This is a genomic window from Streptomyces sp. NPDC058284 (genome assembly GCF_042881135.1).
Lineage (GTDB): Bacteria > Actinomycetota > Actinomycetes > Streptomycetales > Streptomycetaceae > Streptomyces.
Genome location: NZ_JBHVYE010000009.1, coordinates 70,729 through 93,065, shown reverse-complemented (window position 1 = coordinate 93,065; position 22,337 = coordinate 70,729). Strand labels below are relative to the sequence as shown.

Sequence of the window (22,337 nt, the reverse complement as noted above, 5' to 3'; positions counted from 1 at the left end):
ACCGGCAACCGCCTAGAACGGCTCGAAGTCGTCGTAAGCCTTCTGCGCCTCGTCCCGCTCCGCCTCGCGGTCCTTGCGCCGCTGCGCGGCCGGCCGGGGCGCTTCGAGACGGTGGTCCTCGCCACGGCGTCCCAGCATCTCCGCGCCCGCCATCATCGTCGGCTCCCAGTCGAAGACGACCGCGTTCTCCTCGGGGCCGATGGCGACGCCGTCGCCGCTGCGGGCGCCCGCCTTCATCAGCTCGTCCTCGACGCCGAGGCGGTTGAGGCGGTCCGCGAGGTAGCCGACGGCCTCGTCGTTGTTGAAGTCGGTCTGGCGGATCCAGCGCTCCGGCTTCTCGCCGCGGACGCGGTAGATGCCGTCGTCCTCGCGGGTGACGGTGAAGCCGCTGTCGTCGACGGCCTTGGGGCGGATGACGATGCGGGTCGCCTCCTCCTTCGGCTTCGCGGCACGCGCCGCGGCCACCAGCTCGGCCAGGCCGAAGGAGAGCTCCTTGAGGCCCTTGTGGGCGACGGCGGACACCTCGAAGACGCGGTAGCCGCGCTCCTCCAGGTCGGGCCTGACCAGGTCGGCGAGGTCCTGCCCGTCGGGCACGTCGATCTTGTTGAGGACGACGATGCGCGGACGGTTCTCCAAGCCCGCGCCGTACTCCCGCAGCTCGGCCTCGATGACGTCGAGGTCGGAGACGGGGTCGCGGTCGGACTCCAGGGTCGCCGTGTCGAGTACGTGGACGAGCACGCTGCACCGCTCGACGTGGCGCAGGAACTCCAGACCGAGGCCGCGGCCCTGGCTTGCACCGGGGATGAGGCCGGGCACGTCGGCGACGGTGTAGACGGTCGAGCCCGCGGTCACCACGCCGAGGTTGGGTACCAGTGTCGTGAACGGGTAGTCCGCGATCTTGGGCTTGGCCGCGCTCAGCACGGAGATCAGCGAGGACTTGCCTGCGCTCGGGTAGCCGACGAGGGCCACATCGGCGACGGTCTTGAGCTCAAGGACGAGGTCGCGCTCCTCGCCGGGCACGCCGAGCAGCGCGAAACCGGGGGCCTTGCGGCGGGCGGAGGCGAGGGCCGCGTTGCCGAGGCCGCCGCGGCCGCCCTGGCCCGCGACGAAGGTGGTGCCCTGGCCGACCATGTCGGCGAGGACGTTGCCCTCCTTGTCGAGGACGACCGTGCCGTCGGGGACGGGCAGGATCAGGTCCTGGCCGTCCTTGCCCGAGCGGTTGTCGCCGGCGCCGGGCTGGCCGTTGGTGGCCTTGCGGTGCGGGCTGTGGTGGTAGTCGAGGAGCGTCGTGACGTCCTGGTCGACGACCAGGATCACGTCGCCGCCACGGCCGCCGTTGCCGCCGTCCGGGCCGCCGAGCGGCTTGAACTTCTCACGGTGGACGGAGGCACAGCCGTGGCCCCCGTTACCCGCGGCGGCATGCAGCTCGACGCGGTCCACGAAGGTGGTCATGGTTCGGTGCCTCCTGGGGGTCCCCCCACGCCTGCAGGGCAGAGGGGGCGTACGGAAATGTCTTAGCTGTAACACGCGAAAGGCGGACCCGCTTCCCGATCACCGGGAAGAAGGTCCGCCCTCGCACAACTCGCTCGACGAGCGCCTGATCAGTCAGTGAAGACGGACTCAGGCGACCGGAACGATGTTCACGACCTTGCGGCCGCGGTGGGTACCGAACTCCACCGCACCGGCGTCCAGCGCGAACAGGGTGTCGTCCTTGCCGCGGCCGACGCCCGAGCCCGGGTGGAAGTGGGTGCCGCGCTGGCGGACCAGGATCTCACCGGCGTTGACGGTCTGACCGCCGAAGCGCTTCACGCCGAGCCGCTGAGCATTGGAATCGCGCCCGTTCCGAGTGGACGATGCGCCCTTCTTGTGTGCCATCTTGTCTCAGTCCCTTACTTCGCAGCCGTGGGGATACCGGTGATCTTGATCGCCGTGTACTGCTGACGGTGACCCTGACGACGGCGGTAGCCGGTCTTGTTCTTGTAGCGAAGGATGTCGATCTTCGCGCCCTTGTGGTGGTCCACGACCTCGGCCTGGACCTTGATGCCGGCCAGCACCCACGGGTCGCTCGTCACGGCTTCGCCGTCGACAACGAGCAGGGTCGAGAGCTCGACCGTGTCGCCAACCTTGGCAGTGGAAATCTTGTCAACCTCAACGATGTCGTCGACAGCAACCTTGTGCTGGCGACCACCGCTGCGCACGATGGCGTACACGCGGATCTCTCTCTCGCTCGGAACGGGGCCCCCGCAGTCCAGCCGCCCACAGAGCGGGCAGCCTCTCCCGACCCGGAACGGCGTCCACGACGAACAGTGCCCGCGATTCGGAAGGAAAAAGGTTTACAGGGGGTGGCGGTGCATAGGAACACGCCGACGGTCAAGATTACGGGGCACACCCGGACGGGTCAAACCGGCCCTGTTCCCCCGCTCACCTGATCGCCTTCTCACCGTCCTGCGGCAGCGGCTTGACACCCTTGCACAGGTCCGTCCTGTCGGCACTGCCCGGCCAGGCCACCGCCCGCGTCCTGTCGAAGTGCGAGCGGTACGTGTCGTGCACCGAGTCGTCGTCGATCTTGACGATCGCCTCGTCGTTCTCGCGCAGCGCGGGCGCCGTGTAGTTCTGCGAGCCGGTGAAGGACACCTTGTTCCGCTTGCCGTCGTACACGCCGTCGACCAGCAGGTACTTCGAGTGGATGATGTAGGGCGTCGTGAGGGGCGTGCCGGGGTGCAGGGGGTCCCGGTCGTCGTTGAAGCAGCGCACCGAGGGTCCGCCCGCCTTGTGCAGCTGCTCCCAGGTGCCCGGGGTGCCGCCCTGGCTCTTGGCGCTGTCCGTCTCCGCGTACAGGATGCTCACCGAGCAGCCCGCCTTCTTCAGCGAGACGAGCTTGTCGGCGATCTGCTTCCGGGTGATCTTGAAGATCGCGGCGCGGACCTTCGTGTGCCGGGTGGCGCCCGCCGCGTCCTTGTACGTGCACTTCACGTTGTTCAGGACCGAGTACATGGTGTCGGTCTCGTTGACCGTGCCGTTGCGCGGGAAGAAGTAGGCCTTGTAGCGGCCGCTGCTGACCGTGCGGTAGTCCCAGTCGGCCCAGCGCTTGCCGAGCATGTCGGTGAAGTAGTCCGCGTACGCGTCGTACATGGCGGGGTTGTCCGGCAGCAGCAGCGCGTCGTTGTAGAACTTCGTGTGCGCCGACGGCGTGGAGTTCGACGTGGTCTGCACGACGACGTCCCTGGCGCCCTCGACCTGGGAGAACAGCCAGAACTTGTTGTGCATGATCGACTTGCCGTACGCCGGATTGCCCAGGCAGGACTTGTCCGTCGGACAGACCGAGACGAACGACGTTCTGCTCCGGTCCGTGCCGAGCGCGCTCTTCAGCTGGTTGTACGAGGGGTTCGTCGGCCGGTCCGTCCTGCTGGTCGAGTCCAGCAGGATCTGCACGTGCACGCCGCGGTTCTTCGCGGCGACGAGCGCGTCGACGACCGTGGCCTCCCACACGTGGTAGACCGCGACCTTGATCGTCGAGCCCGGCACCGCGGCGTTCGTCAGCTCGACCAGCCGGGTGCGCACCGCGTACTGCTGGTCGACGGAGCCCTTGGGATCGTTGAAGATCGGCCCTTCCGTCCAGGTGGGCCCGGGCTCCGCCGATGCGGTCCCCACGGAGCCGGCGGCCTGGATGCCCGCCGCCGAGAGGACCGTGGCCAGCGCCACCGCCTGGCGGCCGCCCTTGACCGGTTTCACGGCACGGTGGCGTCCCGTGCCTCGCAGGCGCGCGTGCGCCATCTGTCATCCCTCCCCTGACGCACGCGCACCGTCTCCCCAACCGCACGCTCGCGCCTCACTGCGCTTATCAGACCGCATGAGTTTTACAGGTATCTCCCCGTGCTCCAAGGCAGGGGGGACCGCTTCACGCTTTCGGGGCGCAATATCCCGTTCGCGGGACAAACCGGGGTGACATGCCGGCGCCCCCTGCCCCGCGCGGACGCGGGAGAGGGGGCACCTGGTCGCGAAGAGGTCAGTCCTCGCTCGACGCGCTGGCGGAGACACCGGACGGCGTCTGCTCCGCCGCCGCGGCCTTCTTCGCCGTCGTCTTCGACGCCTTCTTGGCCGTCGTCTTCTTCGCGGCCGTCTTCTTGGCCGCGGTCTTCTTGGCGGCCGCCTTCTTCGCGGGCGCCTTCTTGGCCGCGGTCTTGCGCGCCGTCTTCTTGGCCGGGGCCGCCTCGTCGGCCGGGGCCTCGGCCTGTGCCCCGGTCCGCCCGGCGGGCTCGTCCGCAGACTTGTCCGCGGGCTTCTCCGCGGGCTTCTCCGCGGGCTTCTCGGCCGACGGGACGACCATGACGGCCGCCTCCTCGGACGCGGTCGGCGCGGTGGCCTTGCGGACCGCACGGCGACGCGGGCGGGGCGGCGCGGCGTCGGCGGCGGGCGCCTCGGCCACGGGCTCCGTCACCGGCTCGGCGACCGGCTCCGCCTTGGGCGCCTCCGCCACGACCACCTCGGCGGCCTCGGACGCGCTCTCGGCGGTCTTCGGCGAACCGGCGGGTGACGTCGCCTTGCGGACCGCACGACGGCGCGTACGGCCCTTCGGCGCGGCGTCCTCGGCGGGAGCCTCGGGAGCCGCTTCGGCGTGGGCCTCCTGCGCCGCCTCGACGGCCGCGGGCGAGCCCACCATCGGGTCCTCGACGGCCGGCGCCTCGGTGCGCGCGACCTCGGACTCGACGACCGGGACCTCGGCGTTCTCGGCCTCCGCCTTGGCTGCCCGCTCGGCCTTCTCGGCGGCCCTGGCCCGCCGGCCGGACTTCTTCGCCTTCGGAGCCTCCGCCTTGCGAGCCTCCTGCTTCGGGGACTCCTCCTGGGAGTTCTCCGCGACCGGGGCGGCCTCGGCGCGGGGGGCACCCGCAGGAGCCGATGCCCGCCGGGTCGCCCGGCGCCGCGAGCGGCCACCGCGCGAAGCGGCTGCCTCTGCCTCGGCCGCGCTGCTGTACAGCTCCTCGTCCGCGACGAACGCGGGCTCGGGCAGCGCCACCGGGGCGGCGGCCTCCGCCGCGACCTCGGCCTCGGTCTCGATGGCGTCGTAGCCGTCGGCCTCGTGCTCGTGCGTGTGCTCGTGACCCTGGTCCTGCTCCGGGCCGCCGCGCCCGCGCTTCTTGCGCTTGCCGCCGCCACCGGCGGAGGCGGGCTGCTCCATGTGCACGATGACACCGCGGCCGTTGCAGTGCACGCAGGTCTCGGAGAAGGACTCCAGGAGCCCCTGGCCGACCCGCTTGCGGGTCATCTGGACCAGGCCCAGCGAGGTGACCTCGGCGACCTGGTGCTTCGTACGGTCGCGCCCGAGGCATTCGAGCAGGCGGCGCAGGACCAGGTCCCTGTTCGACTCCAGGACCATGTCGATGAAGTCGATGACGACGATGCCGCCGAGGTCGCGCAGGCGCAGCTGGCGCACGATCTCCTCGGCCGCTTCGAGGTTGTTCCTCGTCACGGTCTCTTCGAGGTTGCCGCCCTGCCCGGTGAACTTGCCGGTGTTGACGTCGACGACGATCATCGCCTCGGTCTTGTCGATCACCAGCGAGCCACCGCTGGGCAGCCAGACCTTGCGGTCCAGGGCCTTCGCGAGCTGCTCGTCGATGCGGTACGTCGCGAAGACGTCGACCTCGGAGGTCCACCGGGAGAGGCGGTCCGCCAGGTCGGGCGCGACGTGCGAGACGTAGCCGTGGATGGTCTGCCAGGCGTCGTCGCCGCTGACGATGACCTTGGAGAAGTCCTCGTTGAAGATGTCGCGGACGACACGGACGGTCATGTCCGGCTCGCCGTACAGGAGGCTCGGCGAGCTCGTGGAGATCGCCTTCGCCTTCTTCTGGATGTCCTCCCACTGCCCCTGGAGCCGCTCGACGTCGCGGCGCAGCTCGTCCTCGCTCGCGCCCTCGGCGGCGGTGCGCACGATGACGCCCGCGTCCTCGGGGACGATCTTCTTGAGGATGGTCTTCAGACGCGCGCGCTCGGTGTCGGGGAGCTTGCGGCTGATGCCGGTCATGGAGCCCTCGGGCACGTACACGAGGTAGCGGCCCGGCAGGGAGACCTGGCTGGTCAGGCGGGCGCCCTTGTGGCCGATCGGGTCCTTGGTGACCTGCACGAGGACCGACTGGCCGGACTTCAGGGCGGACTCGATGCGCCGGGGGCCGTTGGCCATGCCGAGCGCCTCGAAGTTGACCTCACCGGCGTAGAGCACCGCGTTGCGGCCCTTGCCGATGTCGATGAACGCGGCCTCCATGGACGGCAGTACGTTCTGGACCTTGCCCAGGTAGACGTTGCCGACGTAGCTGGTGGCCTGCTCCTTGTTGACGTAGTGCTCGACGAGCACGTTGTCCTCGAGGACGCCGATCTGGGTGCGCTCGCCGTTCTGGCGGACGACCATCACGCGCTCGACGGCCTCGCGGCGCGCCAGGAACTCGGCCTCGGTGATGATCGGCACGCGGCGGCGGCCCTGCTCGCGTCCCTCGCGGCGGCGCTGCTTCTTGGCCTCGAGGCGCGTCGAGCCCTTGATGGACTGGACCTCGTCGACGCCGGTGCCGAGCTCGCGCTCCTCCTTCTTGCGGGGCTCGCGGACCTTGACGACCGTGCGCTCGGGGTCGCCGTCGGCCGGCTCGCCCTCGGCGGAGTCACCGGCCCGGCGACGACGGCGGCGACGGCGACGGCTGCTGCTGGAGCCCGAACCGCCGGACTCCGCGTGCTCCTCGGCGTCCGCGTCATCGTCGGCCTCCTCGGCGGTGTCCGTGGCGTCCTCGTCGGCCGACTGCTCGACGGCGTCGTCGGACTCGCCCGGCACGTCGTGCTGCTCGCCGTCCTGGTCGGCGGCGTCACCGCGACGGCGGCGACGGCCACCGCGACGGCGACGGCGGCCCTGGCGCTCGCCGGAGTCCTCCGTGTCGTCGTCGGCATCCGCCTGCTCGGAGGCGGGGGCGTCGATGTGGTCGTCCTCGTCGGCCTGCTGCTCATCGGCGGCCTTGACGGGCTCGCGCTCCTCGACGGCCGCGGGCTGCTCGTCGGCGGCCCGACGGCGGCGGCGCCGACGCGGGGCCGGCTCCTCCTCCACCACGGGGGCGACGGGCTCGGCGGGCTCGGGCTCCGCGGCCTCGGCGGCGGCCGCGGCAGCGGCGCGCTCCGGGGTCTGGAACATCGGCTCGGCGAACACCGGCGCCTGGAAGACGGCGACGGCGGGGCGGGGCTTGCGGCCGCCGTCCTCACCGGACTCGTCGGCGCCGCGGGCCTTGCGTGCCTTGTGGCCCGCGGGGGCGGAGAACCCGGCGGCGGCGGTCTTGCGGGTGGCGCGGCGACGACGCGGGGCGGGGGCCTCGCTGTCGGCGGCGGCCTCCTCGACGGGGGCGTTCTCGGCCGGTGCCTCGGCCGGTGCCGTCCCGGCGGCGGCCGGCTGCTCGGCGAGCTTCGCGGCCACCTCCTTCTCGGCGGCCCGCGGCGCACCGGCCGGAGCGGAAGCGCTACGGGTGGCGCGGCGACGCGTACGACCCTTCGGCGCGTCCTCCTCGGCCACCGGCTCGGCCTGCGCGGAGGGCTCCTCGACAGCGGCGGCCGTCTCTGCGGCGGTGGCCTGGGGCGCACCGGCCGGAGCGGAAGCGCTGCGCGTGGCGCGGCGACGCGTACGGCCCTTCGGCGCGTCCTCCTCGGCCACCGGCTCAGCGACCGGCTCGGCCTGCGCGGGGGCCTCCTCGACCGCGGCGACTTGCGGCGCACCGGCCGGAGCGGAAGCGCTGCGCGTGGCGCGGCGACGCGTACGACCCTTCGGCGCGTCCTCCTCGGCCACCGGCTCGGCCACCGACTCGGCCTGCGCAAGGGGCTCCTCGACAGCGGCGGCCGTCTCCTCGGCTGCGGCCTGGGGCGCACCGGCGGGCGCGGAGGCGCGGCGGGTCGCACGGCGGCGCGCGCGCGGGGCGGGTGCGGCCTCCTCGGCGGGCTCCTGCTCCGCCACGGCGGGCGCGGGGGTCTCGGCGGCGGGCTCCGTCACCTCGGCGGCCTGCGGCGTACCGGCGGGCGCGGAGGCGCGGCGGGTCGCACGGCGGCGGCGCGGGGCCGGGGCGGCCTCGGGCTCCGGCTCGGCGACGGGCGTCGGAGCCTCGGTGGTCTCCGCGAGCACTTCGCTCTCTTCGGTCTCTTCGACCTCTGCTGCGTCCTGGGCGGCGGGGGTGGCCGGTATGGCCGGAGCCGCGGCTTCGGCGGCGCCCGTCGGCGGGCCCGCGGGACGCGATGCGGCGCGGCGCCTGCGGCGCGGCGGCAGCGTGTCGCTCGGGGTGTTGTTCTGCGAGCCCTCAGTGGGGTCGGTCGGCTCAAGCATGCGGGCGGTTCTCCCGTCACGCTCCCGGGCGCCGCGCCTGGTCCGTGATGTCCGCGGCTCGCGCTAGATGCGCGGGGCCGCCATCCGGGGGCGTGGGCGCCGCACGGGAGCTCTCTGTCTTGTCTCGCCGGTTCCGTACGCCCAAATGCGGACGGCCTGGCGAAAGTCTCGGTCAGTGCGCTGCCCGACCCAGGTGGCTCCCGAGTACCAGGGCTGCGCTTGACGTACGTCCCTAACGGGGGCCTTCCGGCACCGGCGCCTTCGCGGCGGCAGGTACGGCGGCCATGGGTGATGCGGCCGTTACTGCCTCGCGGTCGGGCGCGAGCGGGTCGGTCACCGTGCCGGTCTCTTCATCGAAAAGCCCCTGCGCCAGCCTGGTCACCGCTGCGGGGACCGGCGGCGCCAGGTCGGCCACAGCTCGGAGACCGGACAGGACGTCGTCAGGTCGTACGGCAGGTGTCACGTGCCGAACAACCAGCCGCAGTATCGCACAGGGCTTGCCGGTCGGCCTATCAGCGTCGGAAGCGATCGGTTCACCGTCGGTGACCGTTGCCAGGCTCACGACGGCCTCGCGTGCGTCGAAGGTGCGCATGCCGTTCTTGGTGCGGCGCTGGACCTCGACCTGCTCGGCGGCGGCGAAGAGCTCGGCGGCGCGCTCGGCCTCCGCGGGCTCCACGCCGTCGAGGCGCAGTTCCCAGACGGACGCCGTCAGCCGGTCGGCCAGTCCCGAGGTGTGGGACTCGACGGCGTCGACGATGTCGAGCCCTGCGGGCATCGACTCGTCGAGGAGCTCCCGCAGCTTCTCCGGGTCGCGGGGCGCGGTGAGCGCGATCTCCAGGTACTCGGCTTCACTGCCCGTGCCGGTGGGTGCGGCATTGGCGTACGACACCTTCGGGTGCGGGGTGAACCCCGCCGAGTACGCCATGGGCACCTCGGCGCGGCGCAGCGCACGCTCGAAGGCGCGCTGGAAGTCACGGTGGCTGGTGAACCGGAGGCGGCCGCGCTTGGTGTAACGCAGTCGGATGCGCTGCACCGCGGGTGCGGGCGGCGGGCCTACGGGCTGTCGCTTGCCCAGTTCTCTCAGTCCTTCGTGAGTGCGGTCGTACTGCTACCTAGAGTACGTGCCGTCGGCGTGTCCGGTTCCCGTCGGGCCACCGGAACCGCCACGGGCACCGCTTCCTTCGGTACCCCGAACAGCATCCGCCGCACATCGGCCCGGGCCTGGCGCACGCTCTCCCGCGCGGACGCGAGGGCCTGCCGCGCCGTGCGGCCGACGCTGCGGGCGGCCTCGGCGGCGGGGCGCCACACCGCGTCGCGGATCACGTGCCCGACGGGTGTGAGCACCGTCCGGTAGACCCACCGCACCGGTTCGACGAAGATCCACCGGAGGAGTCTGCCGAGGAAGCGGCCGACGACGAGGGAGATGTGCCCGGCGACACGCCAGGCGTGGCCGAGCGCGTCGCCGATCTCACGGGCGACGACGGCGACCGCCCGGCCGACGGGCGCGAGCACCCACCGCCACAGGGCGACGGCCGGTACGACGAAGATCCAGCGGCCCAGCGTGGTGACGACGGTCCACAGGCCGCGCGCCAGCCAGGCGATCCCCGCGCCGATGCCGCGGGCCGTCCAGGCGATGCCGTGCCCGATGGGCGTCAGCACGCGCGCGTAGAGCCACATCGCGGGCACGACGATCAGCGTCCGGCCCAGCCAGGCGAGCCCGAGGCCCACCGGCACGACCACGTACCGCCACAGGCCCACCCACGGCCAGACGAAGACCGCCTTGAACAGCCAGAGCAGGACGAGGCCGATGCTGCGTCCGGCCGCGGCGGCGCCCGTGCCGATGGCCCGCGCGAGCCAGGCGATGCCGTGCCCGATCGGGGTCAGCACGCGCGCGTAGAGCCATCCGGCGGGCACGATGAGCAGGACACGGGCCAGCCAGGCCAGGCCCGCGCCGATGCCGAGCACCCCGGCGGCGACGCCCCGCCCGAGCCAGGCGATGCCGTGCCCGATCGGGGTCAGCACGCGCGCGTAGAGCCACTTCGCGGGGATGCCGATCAGCGTCCGGCCCAGCCAGGCGAGCCCGAGACCCACCGGCACCACCACGTACCGCCACAGGCCCACCCACGGCCAGACGAAGACCGCCTTGAGCAGCCAGGTCAGTACGGCGGCGATGCCGCGTCCGAGCGGGCGCAGCGCGGTGCGGTACAGGAAGCGGCCGGATACGGCGAGCGCGTCCCACACCAGGCGTACGGGCACCACAAGGACGAGCACCACGATCCGCACCGGGATGCGGATCGCGACGGCGAGACAGCCCTCGGGCTGCGGCCGCGCGGTCGCGGGTGGCTGGGCGGCCACGTGCTCGGCGGGCCGCGGGGGCCGTTTCTCGAGGTCCATGTAGTCCTAGACGCGCGAGGCGTCGGTTCGGATGCGGCCGGTCCCGATCCAGTACCGGAGCTTGCCGCCCCGCTCGTCCTCGAACGTGCCGCCCGCGGCCTCGATGACCTTGCGGGAACCGGTGTTGTCGGTGTCGCAGGTGACCAGGACGGATTCCAGGCCGAGTCCGGCGGCGTACGGGAGGCAGGCGCGGAGCATGTCGGTGGCGTGGCCGCGGCGGCGGGCGGTGGGGCGGACCTCGTAGCCGATGTGCCCGCCGTACTCGCGCAGGAAGCGGGTGGCGACGGTGTGCCGGATGGTGATGCGGCCGAGGTAGTCGGCGCCTTCGACGTACCAGAGGGTCGTGACGGGGACGGCCAGGGGCTCGGCGGGGTAGGCGGCGGCGCGGACCTCGGCGACGTACGACGCGAAGACCGCGGGGTCCCGCCAGCGTGCGCCGTAGTGGCGCAGGGTGCTGCCGAGCGTCGTGTCGTCGCCGGGCCCGCCCTGCCCCTCGGCCCGGAACTCCTCCATCGCGGCGATGTAGGAGCGGTGCACCTGGGCGGTGGGCAGGGCGAGTCGCGGCATGTGCTTGCTGCTCGGCGCTTCGGTTCCGGTACCGGTCCGGCTACTTGACGACCGTCAGCGGCAGGAGCTTCTTGCCGGTCGGGCCGATCTGGATGTGCGTGTCCATCTGCGGGCACACGCCGCAGTCGAAGCACGGCGTCCAGCGGCAGTCCTCGACCTCGGTCTCGTCGAGCGAGTCCTGCCAGTCCTCCCAGAGCCAGTCCTTGTCGAGGCCGGAGTCCAGGTGGTCCCAGGGCAGGACCTCCTCGTACGTGCGCTCACGCGTCGTGTACCAGTCGACGTCGACGCCCACCTCGGGCAGCGTCTTCTCGGCGCACCGCATCCAGCGCTCGTAGCTGAAGTGCTCGCGCCAGCCGTCGAAGCGGCCGCCCTCCTCGTAGACGGCGCGGATGACGGCGCCGATGCGGCGGTCGCCGCGCGAGAGCAGGCCCTCGACGATGCCGGGCTTGCCGTCGTGGTAGCGGAAGCCGATGGAGCGGCCGTACTTCTTGTCGCCGCGGATCTTGTCGCGGAGCTTCTCCAGGCGGGCGTCGGTCTCCTCGGCGGAGAGCTGCGGGGCCCACTGGAACGGCGTGTGCGGCTTGGGCACGAAGCCGCCGATGGAGACCGTGCAGCGGATGTCGTTCGAGCCGGAGACCTCGCGGCCCTTCTGGATGACGTTCATCGCCATGTCGGCGATCTGCAGGACGTCGTCGTCGGTCTCGGTGGGCAGGCCGCACATGAAGTACAGCTTCACCTGGCGCCAGCCGTTGCCGTACGCGGTCGCGACGGTGCGGATGAGGTCTTCCTCGGACACCATCTTGTTGATGACCTTGCGCATGCGCTCACTGCCGCCCTCGGGGGCGAAGGTCAGGCCGGAGCGGCGGCCGTTCCTGGTCAGTTCGTTGGCGAGGTCCACGTTGAACGCGTCGACGCGGGTCGAGGGGAGGGACAGGCCGATCTTGTCCTCCTCGTACCGGTCGGCGAGGCCCTTGGCGACGTCGGCGATCTCGCTGTGGTCGGCGGAGGAGAGCGAGAGCAGGCCGACCTCCTCGAAGCCGGTCGCCTTCAGGCCCTTCTCGACCATGTCGCCGATGCCGGTGATGCTTCGCTCCCGCACGGGGCGCGTGATCATGCCGGCCTGGCAGAAGCGGCAGCCGCGGGTGCAGCCGCGGAAGATCTCCACGGACATCCGCTCGTGGACGGTCTCGGCGAGCGGCACGAGGGGCTGCTTGGGGTAGGGCCACTCGTCGAGGTCCATGACGGTGTGCTTGGACACGCGCCACGGCACGCCGCTGCGGTTGGGGACGACGCGGCCGATGCGGCCGTCGGGGAGGTACTCGACGTCGTAGAACGCCGGGATGTAGACCGAACCGGTCCTGGCGAGGCGGAAGAGGACCTCCTCGCGTCCGCCGGGGCGGCCCTCGGCCTTCCAGGCGCGGATGATCCCCGTCATGTCGAGCACGGCCTGCTCGCCGTCGCCGATGATCGCGGCGTCGATGAACTCGGCGATCGGCTCGGGGTTGAAGGCGGCGTGGCCGCCCGCGAGGACGATCGGGTCGTCCAGGGTGCGGTCCTTGGACTCCAGCGGGATGCCCGCGAGGTCCAGGGCGGCCAGCATGTTGGTGTAGCCGAGCTCGGTGGAGAAGCTGAGACCGAAGACGTCGAAGGCGCCGACGGGGCGGTGCGAGTCGACCGTGAACTGGGGCACCCGGTGCTCGCGCATCAGGGCCTCCAGATCCGGCCAGACGCTGTAGGTGCGCTCGGCGAGCACGCCCTCGCGCTCGTTCAGGACCTCGTAGAGGATCTGGACGCCCTGGTTGGGCAGTCCGACCTCGTACGCGTCCGGGTACATGAGCGCCCAGCGGACGTCGCAGGAATCCCACGGCTTGACGGTGGAGTTCAGCTCACCGCCGACGTACTGGATGGGCTTCTGCACATGCGGGAGCAGAGCTTCGAGCTGTGGGAAGACCGACTCGGCAGACATCGCGAACCTTCATGAGCGGGCAGGGGTGACCATCAAGCGTACCCCGGTGTTCACCCGCCGAGCGCCGCCCGCACTTTCGCCCGGGAGGCCGCGGCCCACTCCCCCGGCAGCTCCCGCTCCCGGTCCGCGCCCGCCGCCTCCTCCTGGCCGTACAGAATTCCCCAGGTGAAGGCGGACTCCCCGGCCAGGTGCGCCTGGATCGCCAGGGCCCGCAGCGCCTCGCGCGCGACCACGCTGTCCTGGTGGTCGCCGAGGAGGCTCTGCACGGCCTTCATCCGCTTGGCGAACCGCTTGGCGGGCCTGCCGAGCGCGGGCACCGCCGACTCGCCCGCGTACCTGGCGCGCTTGGCGGCCTTGCGGGCGGCGTGCAGCGCGACGTCGCGCGCGGGGCCCGGGGCCAGCTCCAGGGCGTGGTCGATACGGGTGGCCAGCCGGGCGTAGTCCTTGAGGGCGGCCTTGGGCAGCGCTTTCGCGGGCGCCTTGGCCGCGGCGGGGCGCAGTGGGGGCGCGGCGAGCAGGGCGTCGAGAGTGTCCAGGAGGGTGAGGTAGCGCTCGCTGTCGAGGGCGGCGAGCGCGCCGTGCCGGGCGTCGGTGCTCCTGGCGACGTCCCAGATCCGCAGCCGCCCGCGCACCGGACCGAGGAGGAGGGTCTCGGGCAGCGCACCGATGCGGGCGCCGAGCCGCTCGGCGAGGACTTCCTGGTCGCGGGCGACGCCCAGCTCGGCCGCGAGCCATTTGAGCTCATCGCCCAGGGGGTCGGTGACCGTGCGGTCGAGGATCTTCCCGTACGACTTGAAGGCGCTGCGCATCCGGCGGGTGGCGACGCGCATCTGGTGCACGGCGTCTGGCAGGTCGCGGCGGACGGCGGGGTCGAGCGAGACGAGCGCGTCGCGCTGGGCGCGGAGGTAGCCGAGGACGTGGTCACCGGCGCTCCCTGCTCCTTCACCCGCGGCCTCGTGCACCGCGTCGGCGACGGCCTCGCTCTTGCCGGCCTGCTTCCCGGTGTGTTCCCGCTGCTCGGTGCTCGCGAGCGCCCTGGCCAGCTTCGACGGGGACGAGGAGCGCCGCGCGCCCGCCTTCTTGAGCTTCTTCTCGACCTTGTCGAGGAGCGCGGGGTCGCCGCCGTCCGCCAGTTCGACCTCGGCCTCGGTCCATTCGACGGTGCCGGCGTCCCCGGCGAGCCGCTCGGCCAGCACCCGGTCGACGCTGGCCTCGGCGAGCAGGGCGCCCTGGGCGTCGAGGAGGTGGCACAGGGTCCGCGCGGACAGCAGGCGGACGACGGGGACCAGTTCGGCCGAGCGCACCCGGGAGCGCACGAGTGCGGCGAGGGCGGGCGGCACCGTGTCCGAGAGCGGGGCGTGGATCTCGTCCCGTACGCCGTCGGCGAGCGACACCGGGAGTTTCAGGTGCCAGCCCTCGTCGGGGCCGCCGGTGCGCCGCCGCAGCGTGACCGAGGCGGCCGCCAGGCGCTGGTCGGCGGTGTCCCAGTAGACGGCGTCCAGTTCGACGACGCCTCTGTCGACGACGTCCGCGACCCCGGGGACGCCGGACAGGTCGGGCAGCGTCGCGTCCGCCCCGACGTCGTACTTCCGCTCGATCTCGCGCTTCGTCTCCGCCATGGATTGAATCTAGACGCGAAACGCGGCGGCAAACATGCCTCGGACGGTCCGGCGTCCTCGCTCAGGCCGACATGGGGCGCTGCACCTTGATCGACTGAAGTAGTCCGACGGCCACCCAGACCGCGAACATCGACGAACCCCCGTACGAGACGAAGGGCAGCGGAAGGCCCGCGACCGGCATGATGCCGAGGGTCATCCCGATGTTCTCGAAGGCCTGGAAGGCGAACCAGGCGATGATCCCGGCGGCGACGATCGTGCCGTACAGCTCGGTCGTCTCGCGCGCGATGCGGCAGGCGCGCCACAGGACGACGCCGAGCAGGAGCAGGATCGCGCCCGCGCCGAGGAACCCGAGCTCCTCGCCCGCGACCGTGAAGACGAAGTCCGTCTGCTGCTCGGGGACGAACTGGCCGGTGGTCTGGGAGCCCTTGGTCAGGCCGGTGCCCGTCAGGCCGCCGGAGCCGATGGCGATGCGCGCCTGGTTGGTGTTGTAGCCGACGCCCGCCGGGTCGAGCGCGGGGTTGGCGAAGGCGGCGAAGCGGGCGATCTGGTAGTCGTCCAGGACGCCGAGCTGCCATATGGCGACGCCACCGGCGACGCCGGCGCCGAGCAGGCCGAACACCCAGCGGTTGGAGGCGCCGGATGCGAGCAGCACACCAAGGACGATCATCGCCATGACCATGACCGAACCGAGGTCCGGCATGAGCATCACGATCGCGACCGGCACGGCGGCGAGGGCGAGCGCCTGCACGACCGTGCGGTGGTCGGGATGTTCCCGGTCGCCCGCGTCGACGCGGGCCGCGAGCAGCATCGCCATGCCCAGGATGATCGTGATCTTCACGAACTCGGAGGGCTGCAGCGAGAAGCCGCCGCCGAGCACGATCCACGCGTGGGCGCCGTTGATCGTCGCGCCGAGCGGGGTGAGGACGAGCAGGACCAGGAAGACGGAGATGCCGTAGAGGATCGGCACGGCCGTGCGCAGCGTGCGGTGGCCGAGCCAGACGGTGCCGATCATCAGGGCGAAGCCGATGCCGGTGTTCAGGACGTGCTTGAGCGCGAAGGACCACGGGTCGTCGCCGACGAGCTCGGTGCGGTTGCGGGTCGCGGAGTAGACGAGCGCGGTGCCGATCCCGGAGAGCGCGATCGCCGCGAACAGCATCGGCCAGTCGAGCCGGCGCAGTATCGAGTCGCGGGCGAGCAGCCGCGACATGCCGGAACGCTCCGGGCCGTACCCGGAGACGGAGAAGCCGCCGGCGGTCATCAGTCACGCCTCCAGTTCTCGGCCGGGGCCCCGGCCAGCTGCTGCTGCTCGGCCGGCGGCTTGGGCGCCCGGGGCTTGTACGGCTTGATCTCCGGGGAGTCGATGGAGCCGTCGGTCTCGATCTTCGGCAGCTTCTTCTGCGGTTCGGGCAGGAGTGCCTTCTTGATGTCCTGCTTGCCGTCGTCGTCCAGGCCGTAGATCGCGTTGTAGATCTGGCGGACGGCGGGTCCCGACGCACCGGAACCCGTACCGCCCTGGGAGATCGTCATCACGATCGTGTAGTCCTTGGTGTACGTCGCGAACCACGAGGTGGTCTGCTTGCCGTAGACCTCCGCGGTACCGGTCTTGGCGTGCATCGGGATCTTCTTCTGCGGCCAGCCCTGGAACCGCCAGGCGGCCGTACCGCGCGTGGCGACGTCCGAGAGGGCACCGTCTATGTCCTTCTGCAGCTTGGCGTCCATCGGCAGCCTGCCGTGCGACTTGGGCGCGATCTCCTCGACCCGCTTGCCGTCGGCGCTGACGATCGCCTTGCCGACGGTGGGGTCGTGGAGGGTGCCGCCGTTGGCGATGGCGGAGTAGATCGTGGCCATCTGGATCGGCGTGACGAGGGTGTCGCCCTGGCCGATGGAGTAGTTGACGGAGTCGCCCGCGCGCATCTTCATGCCTTCGAGGCAGTTCTCGTAGGCGATGCGCTCGGCGTAGTCACCGCCGCTCTTCTTGCCCTGCTTGCACCAGGCGTCCTTGTTGGCCTTCCAGTAGTCCTTCTTCCACTGGCGGTCGGGGACGCGTCCGGAGACCTCGTTGGGCAGGTCGATGCCGGTCTCCTTGCCGAGGCCGAACTGGTGGGCGGTCCGGTAGAACCAGTCCTTGGGGTTCTTCACCGGCTTGTTGCCGCCGTCCTTGCGCCACTGGTCGTGCGACAGCTTGTAGAAGACGGTGTCGCAGGAGACTTCGAGGGCCTGGCCGAGCGAGATGGAGCCGTGGCCCTTGGACTCGTAGTTCTGGAAGGTCTGGCCGCCGATGGAGTACGAACTGGGGCAGGGGTAGCGGCCGTTGAAGTCGTAGCCCGCGTTGACCGCCGCGGTCGTCGGGATGACCTTGAAGATCGAGCCGGGGGCGGCCTGGCCCTGGATGGCGCGGTTCAGCAGCGGGTAGTTCGACTGCTTGCCGGTGAGCCTGGTGTAGTCCTTGCCGGAGATGCCGCCGACCCAGGCGTTCGGGTCGTACGTCGGGTTGGAGGCCATGGAGACGACGCGTCCCGTCTTGTTCTCCATGACGACGACGGCGCCCGCGTCAGCCTTGTAGTTCTCCCCGGTGTTCTTGTCGAACTCCTTGCGGGCCTTCTTCATCGCGTCGTTCAGCCAGTACTCGGAGACGGCCTGCACCCGCGCGTCGATGCTGGTGACGACGTTGGCGCCGGGCTTGGCCGCGTCCGCCTCGGCCTTGCCGATGACGCGGCCGAGGTTGTCCACCTCGTAGCGGGTGACACCGGCCTTGCCGCGCAGCTGCTTGTCGTACGTGCGCTCGAGGCCGGAGCGGCCCACCATGTCCGAGCGGAGGTAGGGCGAGGAGGTGTTCTCGGCCTTCTTGATCTCCTCGTCGGTGACGGGCGAGAGGTAGCCGAGGACCTGGGCGGTGTTGGACTTGCCGGGGGCGGCGTAGCGGCGCACGGCGGTGGGCTCGGCGGTGATGCCGGGGAAGTCCTCGGAGCGCTCGCGGATCTGCAGGGCCTGGCGGGGCGTGGCCTCGTCGGTGACCGGGATGGGCTGGTACGGCGAGCCGTTCCAGCAGGGCTGCGGCGTCTTGGCGTCGCAGAGGCGGACCTTGCCCTGGACTTCCTCGGGCTTCATGTCGAGGACGTCGGCGAGCTTGGCGAGGACCGCCTTGCCGTCGTCCTTCATCTTCATCAGGTCCGTGCGGGACGCGGAGACGACGAGGCGGGTCTCGTTGTCGGCGATCGGCACTCCGCGGGCGTCCAGGATGGAGCCGCGGGTGGCCGGCTGGACGACCTGCTGGACGTGGTTGCCCGAGGCTTCCTCGGCGTACTCGTCGCCGTTGCGGACCTGGAGGTACCAGAGGCGGCCGCCGAGGGTGAGCAGGAGGGAGACGACGAGGATCTGGATGACGATGAGACGGATCTGGACGCGTGGGGTCCGGCCCGTCTCGGGAATGTTGGTCACTTCTTCCCTCCCCTGGGTGCGTCAGCGAAGTGAGTCGCCGTCACAGGCGCTTGACCCCCTTGATGCGGCCGGCGCGGGCGACCCGGGCCTTGGCCGCCTTGGCCCGCAGGCCGCCGCCGCGCTGGTTGCCGATGCTCAGCCCGGTGCCGGAGGAGAGCCAGCCGGAGGAGACGTCGGCCGCCTTGTTGACGGGTGAGTTCTCCCCGAGCGGGTCGTTCTCGGCGCGCCGGGCGAGCGCGATGATCAGCGGCACGGTGAAGGGCGCGAGCACCAGGTCGTAGAGCGCGGCGGTGAACAGCAGGCCGACCAGGCCGACATGGCGGGCCGCGGTGTCCCCGACGAGGGAGCCGACGCCCGCGTACAGCAGGGTCGAGCCGATGGCGGCGCTGACGACCACGACGAGCGGTCCGGTGGCGGAGCGCAGGCGGCCGTTGTCGGGCTTGGCGAGGCCCGCGAGGTAGCCGACGACGCAGAGCACCAGCGCGTACCGTCCGGCGGCGTGGTCGGCGGGCGGCGCGAGGTCGGACAGGAGTCCGGCGCCGAAGCCGACGAGGGCGCCGCCGACGTGACCGTAGACGAGGGCGAGGCCGAGGACGGTGAGCAGCACCAGGTCCGGCACCGCGCCCGGCAGTTGGAGCCGGGCCAGGACGCTGACCTGGATGACCAGGGCGACGACGACGAGGGCGGTGGAGAGCAGGATTCGGTTGAAGCGCATGGGTCCGGTCTCCTACTGCTCGTTGCCGTCGTCGGCGCCGTCGGCCGGGGGCTGTCCCGAGGGGGTGGCCGTGACGGTCACCGTCGGGGTGGGCTTGGGCTTTGCGGGCTTCTTCGGCAGGACCGTGTCGCGCGGGTCCTCGCGGGGCGCCTCGACGACCACGCCGACGATGTCGAGCCTGGTGAACCCGGCGTACGGCTTCACGTAGACCCGGCGGGTGAGGTCACCGCCCGAGGGGTCGACGCGGACGACCTCGCCGACCGGGACGCCCGGTACGAACGGCTTGTCCTTGCGCGAGCCGAAGGTGACCAGGCGGTCGCCCTTCTTGACCTTGGCCTTGCCGTTGAGCAGCTGGACGGAGAGCGGACGGTCGCCCTGGCCGGTGGCGAAGCCGAGTTCGTCGGTCTTCTCCATGCGGGTGCCGACGGTGAAGTCGGGGTCGTTGGCGAGCAGGACGGTCGCGGTGCTCGGGCCGACCGTGGTGACGCGGCCGACCAGGCCTTCGCCGTTCAGGACGGTCATGTCGCGCTTGATCCCGTCGTTGGCGCCGGCGTCGATGGTGACGGTCCAGGAGAAGCCCTGGGCCGCTCCTATCCCGATGACCTCGGCGCCCTTGATGCCGTACTGCCCCGCGCCGGCCTTCTTCAGCATGCTGTCGAGCTGCTGCACACGGCTGCGGTTGCGGTCGTCGCTGCCGAGTTTCGCCTTCAGGGCGGCGTTCTGCCGCTCCAGTTCGGCGATGCGGCTGTGGCGTTCTCCGGAGTCGCGCACCGCGCCGATGGCGTTCCCGATCGGGTCGACGGCGGAGGACATCCCCTCCTCGACCGGACCGAACACCGTCGCGGCGGTCCTGCGGGCACCGTCGACCGGCGAGTCCTCACCACCGCGGATGTCCACCGTGATCAAAGCGAACGCGATGGCTACCAGCAGCACCAGAAGCAGCCGGCTCTCTCGTGTGTCCCTCACGTGCGGCGGCGTGCCTTCCTCAATCGGAATGGCGTGGAAGTTGCGCGTTCCACGCGGTTCGGGGGAATTTTCTGCGTTGCCTGGATTCTTCTGTCTTGCCTCTATATCAACGATCCGCCGCACGACGTGGCAAGCACGCGTACGGCGGATCCTCGCGCGTCAGATCATCTGCGCGGCTGGGCGTCGAGCACCTGCTGCAACGCCTCGAATTCCTCGACACACTTTCCGGAGCCGAGCGCCACGCTGTCGAGCGGGTCCTCGGCGATGTGGATCGGCATGCCGGTCTCCCGGCGCAGCCGCTCGTCGAGGCCGCGCAGCAGGGCGCCGCCGCCGGTGAGGACGATGCCGCGGTCCATCACGTCGCCGGAGAGCTCCGGCGGGCACTTGTCGAGAGTGGTCTTCACCGCGTCGACGATGGCGTTGACCGGCTCCTCGATGGCCTTGCGGACCTCGGCGGCGGAGATGACGACGGTCTTGGGCAGCCCGGAGACCAGGTCCCTGCCGCGGATCTCGGTGTGCTCGTCGGCGTCCATGTCGTACGCCGAACCGATGGTGATCTTGATCTGTTCGGCGGTGCGCTCGCCGAGGAGGAGGGAGTACTCCTTCTTGATGTGCTGGATGATCGCGTTGTCCAGCTCGTCGCCCGCGACGCGGATCGACTGTGCCGTGACGATTCCGCCGAGCGAGATGACGGCGACCTCGGTGGTGCCGCCGCCGATGTCGACCACCATGTTGCCGGTGGCCTCGTGGACCGGCAGACCGGAACCGATGGCCGCGGCCATGGGCTCCTCGATGATGTGCACCTGGCGCGCACCGGCCTGCGAGGAGGCCTCGATGACGGCGCGGCGCTCGACGCCGGTGATGCCCGAGGGCACACAGACGACGACGCGCGGACGGGCGAGGTAGCGCCGCTTGTGGATCTTCAGGATGAAGTAGCGGAGCATCCGCTCGGTGATCTCGAAGTCGGCGATGACGCCGTCCTTCAGCGGACGCACCGCGACGATGTTGCCGGGCGTGCGCCCGATCATCTTCTTCGCCTCGGCGCCCACCGCGAGGATGCCACCGGTGTTGGTGTTGATCGCGACGACGGACGGCTCGTTGAGTACGATCCCCCGACCCCTGACGTACACCAGCGTGTTGGCGGTCCCGAGGTCGACAGCCATGTCACGGCCGATGAACGACATGTTGTTCCCCATGAGGATGCGTCTGGCCTTCCCTAGTGGAGCGTTTGATGGCTTTTTAGGTAGGCGAGGTGGGTGCTGTGTGGCAGTGGAGGCTTCCATCGTAGTCTCGGCCGCGCGAAGACGGCGCGAGGGTCTTCGCCATTGTCAGCAGATGATGTGCCGCCTCGCCCTTGGAGACGTGCCATAGGGGGCATGCGTTCCCCCGATCGGGGTGCATATGCCAAGGGACGGCCGAATTCCTCCGGCCGTCCCGGCTCCGTTCCGGCTGGCCCGGCGCCGTGCTGACTTCACGTCAGGGGCGTCCGACTCAGGCGGCACCAGGGAAGAAGATCTTGAGCTCGCGCTCGGCGGACTCCTCGGAGTCCGAGGCGTGGATCAGGTTCTCCCGGACGATCGTGCCGAAGTCGCCGCGGATCGAACCGGGCGCCGCGGCGATCGGGTCGGTCGGCCCGGCGAGGGCGCGCACACCCTCGATGACCCGCTCGCCCTCGACGACGAGCGCGACGACCGGGCCCGACGACATGAAGGCGACCAGCGGCTCGTAGAAGGGCTTGCCCTTGTGCTCGCCGTAGTGCTGCTCCAGGGTCTCCTGGTCGAGCGAGCGCAGCTCCAGCGCGGAGATCGTCCAGCCCGCCTTGCGCTCGATGCGGCCGATGATCTCTCCGATCAGACCACGACGGACGGCGTCGGGCTTCAGCAGGACGAGGGTGCGCTGGCTCATGTGCGGCTCCAAAAGAGTTCTGTCAACGGGATTGGGCCGCACGATACCGGGGACGGCTACGCGGGGTTACCTCCGGCCTCCGGCTGCCCCTGCGCCTGCCCCTCGGTCATGGCCGCGAACCGGGCCTTCGCCTCGTCGACCTTGCGGCCGAAGTGGACCGACGCCCACCACAGGGCGGCGAACACCGCGCCGAGGAAGAACATCGTGGGCACCACGAAACCGCTCGCGATCAGCGCGATCTGCAGCGCCCAGCCGAGCTGCACCCCACCGGGCCGGGTGATCATTCCGCAGAGCAGCAGGGACACCGCCATCGCGATGCCGCAGACCGTCCAGACCGTGCCCATCGACAGGTCGTCGTCCTTCATGGCGACCAGACCCGCGAAGCCGATGACGAAGAACTCGCCGATCAGCGTCGAGGCGCAGAGCATACGCACA

Annotated in this window: 17 protein-coding genes; all 17 read right to left on the bottom strand. The window is 71.1% G+C overall.

The window, feature by feature from the left end:
• Positions 1–12: 12 nt before the first annotated feature.
• Positions 13–1,452, bottom strand: a complete 1,440-nt coding sequence (gene obgE / locus ACFVYR_RS15200; RefSeq protein ID WP_384257553.1) for a GTPase ObgE — start codon at positions 1,450–1,452, stop codon at positions 13–15.
• A gap of 168 nt (positions 1,453–1,620) precedes the next feature.
• The gene (rpmA, locus tag ACFVYR_RS15195) at positions 1,621–1,875 is read right to left on the bottom strand and encodes a 50S ribosomal protein L27 (protein WP_030564037.1); all 255 of its coding nucleotides are present in this window, start codon (positions 1,873–1,875) and stop codon (positions 1,621–1,623) included.
• Between the two features lie 14 nt (positions 1,876–1,889).
• Positions 1,890–2,210 (bottom strand): 50S ribosomal protein L21, encoded by a 321-nt coding sequence (gene rplU / locus ACFVYR_RS15190; RefSeq protein ID WP_365355698.1) that lies wholly within the window; start codon positions 2,208–2,210, stop codon positions 1,890–1,892.
• Between the two features lie 211 nt (positions 2,211–2,421).
• The gene (locus tag ACFVYR_RS15185) at positions 2,422–3,774 is read right to left on the bottom strand and encodes a phospholipase D-like domain-containing protein (RefSeq protein WP_384257549.1); all 1,353 of its coding nucleotides are present in this window, start codon (positions 3,772–3,774) and stop codon (positions 2,422–2,424) included.
• A gap of 232 nt (positions 3,775–4,006) precedes the next feature.
• On the bottom strand, positions 4,007–8,332 hold the full coding sequence (locus ACFVYR_RS15180; RefSeq protein ID WP_384257547.1) for a ribonuclease E/G: 4,326 nt from the start codon (positions 8,330–8,332) through the stop codon (positions 4,007–4,009).
• Positions 8,333–8,564: 232 nt separating this feature from the next.
• The gene (locus ACFVYR_RS15175) at positions 8,565–9,365 is read right to left on the bottom strand and encodes a TIGR03936 family radical SAM-associated protein (protein WP_384257545.1); all 801 of its coding nucleotides are present in this window, start codon (positions 9,363–9,365) and stop codon (positions 8,565–8,567) included.
• Positions 9,366–9,412: 47 nt separating this feature from the next.
• Entirely contained in the window at positions 9,413–10,726 is a 1,314-nt protein-coding gene (locus tag ACFVYR_RS15170) for a hypothetical protein (protein WP_384257542.1), read from the bottom strand.
• Between the two features lie 6 nt (positions 10,727–10,732).
• The gene (locus ACFVYR_RS15165) at positions 10,733–11,293 is read right to left on the bottom strand and encodes a GNAT family N-acetyltransferase (RefSeq protein ID WP_384257540.1); all 561 of its coding nucleotides are present in this window, start codon (positions 11,291–11,293) and stop codon (positions 10,733–10,735) included.
• Between the two features lie 40 nt (positions 11,294–11,333).
• The gene (locus ACFVYR_RS15160) at positions 11,334–13,259 is read right to left on the bottom strand and encodes a TIGR03960 family B12-binding radical SAM protein (RefSeq protein ID WP_384257537.1); all 1,926 of its coding nucleotides are present in this window, start codon (positions 13,257–13,259) and stop codon (positions 11,334–11,336) included.
• 50 nt (positions 13,260–13,309) lie between these two features.
• Positions 13,310–14,878 carry a CHAD domain-containing protein gene (locus ACFVYR_RS15155; protein WP_384257534.1) on the bottom strand — a complete coding sequence of 523 codons (1,569 nt, stop codon included), beginning with the start codon at positions 14,876–14,878 and terminating at the stop codon, positions 13,310–13,312.
• A gap of 61 nt (positions 14,879–14,939) precedes the next feature.
• Positions 14,940–16,136, bottom strand: coding sequence for a rod shape-determining protein RodA (gene rodA / locus ACFVYR_RS15150; RefSeq protein WP_384257531.1), 1,197 nt, complete (start codon positions 16,134–16,136; stop codon positions 14,940–14,942).
• Positions 16,136–18,316 carry a penicillin-binding protein 2 gene (mrdA, locus tag ACFVYR_RS15145; RefSeq protein ID WP_384257529.1) on the bottom strand — a complete coding sequence of 727 codons (2,181 nt, stop codon included), beginning with the start codon at positions 18,314–18,316 and terminating at the stop codon, positions 16,136–16,138. Before mrdA ends, rodA begins: the two co-directional genes overlap by 1 nt.
• A 40-nt stretch (positions 18,317–18,356) precedes the next feature.
• Complete coding sequence (mreD, locus tag ACFVYR_RS15140; protein WP_384257527.1) at positions 18,357–19,031, bottom strand: rod shape-determining protein MreD; 675 nt, start codon at positions 19,029–19,031, stop codon at positions 18,357–18,359.
• A gap of 12 nt (positions 19,032–19,043) precedes the next feature.
• Positions 19,044–19,997, bottom strand: coding sequence for a rod shape-determining protein MreC (gene mreC, locus ACFVYR_RS15135; protein ID WP_384257524.1), 954 nt, complete (start codon positions 19,995–19,997; stop codon positions 19,044–19,046).
• A gap of 164 nt (positions 19,998–20,161) precedes the next feature.
• Complete coding sequence (locus tag ACFVYR_RS15130) at positions 20,162–21,181, bottom strand: rod shape-determining protein (protein WP_030362602.1); 1,020 nt, start codon at positions 21,179–21,181, stop codon at positions 20,162–20,164.
• Between the two features lie 307 nt (positions 21,182–21,488).
• The gene (gene ndk, locus ACFVYR_RS15125; RefSeq protein ID WP_384257522.1) at positions 21,489–21,902 is read right to left on the bottom strand and encodes a nucleoside-diphosphate kinase; all 414 of its coding nucleotides are present in this window, start codon (positions 21,900–21,902) and stop codon (positions 21,489–21,491) included.
• 56 nt (positions 21,903–21,958) lie between these two features.
• The gene (locus ACFVYR_RS15120; RefSeq protein ID WP_384257519.1) at positions 21,959–22,336 is read right to left on the bottom strand and encodes a DUF4233 domain-containing protein; all 378 of its coding nucleotides are present in this window, start codon (positions 22,334–22,336) and stop codon (positions 21,959–21,961) included.
• Between the last annotated feature and the right edge of the window lies 1 nt (position 22,337).

Bases quoted from the DNA above. Each gene is read 5' to 3' on its own strand.
- obgE (WP_384257553.1), bottom strand. From the start codon at position 1,452: ATGACCACCTTCGTGGACCGCGTCGAGCTGCATGCCGCCGCGGGTAAC.
- rpmA (WP_030564037.1), bottom strand. From the start codon at position 1,875: ATGGCACACAAGAAGGGCGCATCGTCCACTCGGAACGGGCGCGATTCC.
- ACFVYR_RS15185 (WP_384257549.1), bottom strand. From the start codon at position 3,774: ATGGCGCACGCGCGCCTGCGAGGCACGGGACGCCACCGTGCCGTGAAA.
- ACFVYR_RS15180 (WP_384257547.1), bottom strand. From the start codon at position 8,332: ATGCTTGAGCCGACCGACCCCACTGAGGGCTCGCAGAACAACACCCCG.
- ACFVYR_RS15170 (WP_384257542.1), bottom strand. From the start codon at position 10,726: ATGGACCTCGAGAAACGGCCCCCGCGGCCCGCCGAGCACGTGGCCGCC.
- ACFVYR_RS15165 (WP_384257540.1), bottom strand. From the start codon at position 11,293: ATGCCGCGACTCGCCCTGCCCACCGCCCAGGTGCACCGCTCCTACATC.
- ACFVYR_RS15160 (WP_384257537.1), bottom strand. From the start codon at position 13,259: ATGTCTGCCGAGTCGGTCTTCCCACAGCTCGAAGCTCTGCTCCCGCAT.
- ACFVYR_RS15155 (WP_384257534.1), bottom strand. From the start codon at position 14,878: ATGGCGGAGACGAAGCGCGAGATCGAGCGGAAGTACGACGTCGGGGCG.
- rodA (WP_384257531.1), bottom strand. From the start codon at position 16,136: ATGACCGCCGGCGGCTTCTCCGTCTCCGGGTACGGCCCGGAGCGTTCC.
- mreD (WP_384257527.1), bottom strand. From the start codon at position 19,031: ATGCGCTTCAACCGAATCCTGCTCTCCACCGCCCTCGTCGTCGTCGCC.
- ACFVYR_RS15130 (WP_030362602.1), bottom strand. From the start codon at position 21,181: ATGTCGTTCATCGGCCGTGACATGGCTGTCGACCTCGGGACCGCCAAC.
- ndk (WP_384257522.1), bottom strand. From the start codon at position 21,902: ATGAGCCAGCGCACCCTCGTCCTGCTGAAGCCCGACGCCGTCCGTCGT.